The organism is Ulvibacter sp. 2305UL32-6 (genome assembly GCF_058148545.1).
The window spans coordinates 1-2,311 of sequence record NZ_JBYVKA010000019.1 but is presented as its reverse complement, the minus strand read 5'-3'; the positions used below and the strand labels follow the sequence as shown (position 1 = coordinate 2,311).

At 33.8% G+C, this 2,311-nt stretch carries 3 protein-coding genes; all 3 read left to right on the top strand.

The window, feature by feature from the left end; genetic code table 11:
* Positions 1-214: hypothetical protein (locus tag ACY2RU_RS17405; protein ID WP_490139756.1), on the top strand; the 214-nt coding region annotated here is incomplete at its 5' end.
* Complete coding sequence (locus ACY2RU_RS17400) at positions 211-1,197, top strand: hypothetical protein (protein ID WP_490139755.1); 987 nt, start codon at positions 211-213, stop codon at positions 1,195-1,197. The genes ACY2RU_RS17405 and ACY2RU_RS17400, both read left to right, overlap by 4 nt.
* Positions 1,198-1,502: 305 nt before the next feature.
* On the top strand, positions 1,503-2,156 hold the full coding sequence (locus ACY2RU_RS17395) for a hypothetical protein (protein WP_490139754.1): 654 nt from the start codon (positions 1,503-1,505) through the stop codon (positions 2,154-2,156).
* Positions 2,157-2,311 lie beyond the last annotated feature (155 nt).

The following is a 2,311-nucleotide window of genomic DNA, read 5'->3' as shown; positions in this document are numbered from 1 at the left end:
GAAGTTGGTTATTGAATTGAAAATCCTACAATTTAAAAACGTATATTTATTTCCGAATAAACCCGTAAACGGCTTCGCCGTGGCTTCCGAGTCGCACGCGTCGACGCCGCTGCCAACATTTGCTACCGCAAATTTGGTTGAGCCACAGCGAGCCAAGAACCGCCACTGGCATTATACAAACACGTTGTGCGTAATTAGAACTACGAAAGTATGAACAAATTTTTTAAAACAATTTCACTTGTGATGTTAATGTTTGTTTACTGTAGTAACACTTTTGCTCAAAATCTTGTACAACAGTATGAACCTAAAAAAAACGATAGCATAAGAATTGGAAAAGGAGAAAAAGATTTCTTAAAATACATCCAAAAAGGCTATACTCTTTCAATTCCAAAAAAGACAAAAACAACTGGAACACTTATCTTTTTAGAAGGTTCCGAATTTGATAAAAAGAATAAAAGTGCAAAACTGATTTATAAACAAGCCAACAAAAATGGATTTGCCGTTTTGTCTGTTTCCACAGAAATCCCTTTAGATTTTTATTTCACCAATAATTCGAGCCAAACAGCTCACAAAATAATCGAAAAGGTTTTTAAAAAACATAATTTACCCAACAATAATATTTTTCTACTTGGAGCTGGTTTATCAGGACATAGAGCAATGAAATATGTGGAGTATAGTGAAAAGACTAATCCTGATTTCAAACTTAATCTAATCGGAATGGTTATTTGTGACTCTGCTCTTGATTGGGTAAGACAATACAACGAAGGAGCAAGAGATGTAAGAATTCATTATAATGAAGGTTCGGTTTGGGAAGGAACATTTTCTACCTATCTTCTAAACGAACATCTGAAAGGAACACCAAAAACAAATTTAGAAAGCTACCTTGAATTTTCTTCTTATAGTTATTTCGATGAGGAGAGTCGGCATATAAAATATTACAAAGATTTAGCTGTTAGAACCTATATGCAAGTTGCAATTGAATACTGGCTTAAAGAAAAAAGAAAAACACCGTTTGACAATAACGGACCAGATATGGTTGGATTGATTGCAGAATTAAAACTCGCTGGCAACAATAAATCCGAGTTAAAAGTAATTTATCCAAAAGATAGTAAATCTGAAAAGAAAAACGTGGACGGAACTTGGATTTCAGTAGACAAGAAAGAACTAATGAAATGGATTTTAAAACAAATTGAATAGAAAATAACTACGCACAACACCGTATAAAGCCAATGGCGAGTTTGTTGCTTATCGAATTTGATTTCCTACAAATAAACTATCTTTAAAACCGAATACATCACCAAACGGCTTCGCCTTGGCTTCCGAGTCGCACGTCGCTCCCGCTCCTTCCAGCTTTTGCTCCGCAAAACTGATTGAGCCAAAACGAGCCAAGAACCGCCACTGGCATTATACAAACACGTTATGTGTAAGCGAAAAATACCCGATAGTGGGAATTTTATGTGCTATTAAGGCAACTTATCTTTACACAATAAAATAATTGAGATATGAAAAAAATCATCTTCACATTGCTATTCCTGTCTTGCTCTTTGAGCTCATTTTGTCAGGATGGAATCGATCAATCGAAAAATTTAGGTTTAATCGCTTATTTAAACACAATCAATGAACTATCTGAGAATAAAGTCTTGTGGTCTGAAGCCAAATTTAAAGAACGCAATAAAATTTTAGAAAACGCTAATGAACAAGATTTAAGAATTAGGAAAACTATACAAGAAAAATATGCTTACTTAAAATGGAAAACAGATATATTAATTAACCAACTTAGCGCTGACCTAGTAGAAAAAAATAAAATTGGCTTATATAGAAAACTAAACAATTCTCGGATTGACACAACATACATGAATAAAAAAGGTCTAGCTAAATTTAAATATCTCTTCGCAGAAATTGATGAACTATATTTAGATTTAATCTATTCAAAATATAAAACTGGTGGAATTCAGTCCATTGCAGGTCTTCAAGAAATTTTTACCTTAGCTGGAGTAAATCCATATACAATTTATAAAGACGTTAAGGCAAGTAAAGAAAAGAAAATTGCTACAATTGTGGGTTATTTAAAAGAGATGAGATTAAAACCTGTTTCAGAATTAACAGGTTTGTCTAAGCCGAAAAAAGATAAAGAAATTGACATTAAAAAAGAATAGACGCCTACACATAACAACGTATAAAGCCAATGGCTAAGTTGGTTAAACGAATTAACTTTTCCACAAAAAGACTATCTTAGATCAACCGAATAATCTCGTAAAAGGCTTCGCTGTGGCTTCCGAGTCGCACGCGTCGACGCCGCTGCCAACATTTG

Bases quoted from the DNA above. Each gene is read 5' to 3' on its own strand.
- ACY2RU_RS17400 (WP_490139755.1), top strand. From the start codon at position 211: ATGAACAAATTTTTTAAAACAATTTCACTTGTGATGTTAATGTTTGTT.
- ACY2RU_RS17395 (WP_490139754.1), top strand. From the start codon at position 1,503: ATGAAAAAAATCATCTTCACATTGCTATTCCTGTCTTGCTCTTTGAGC.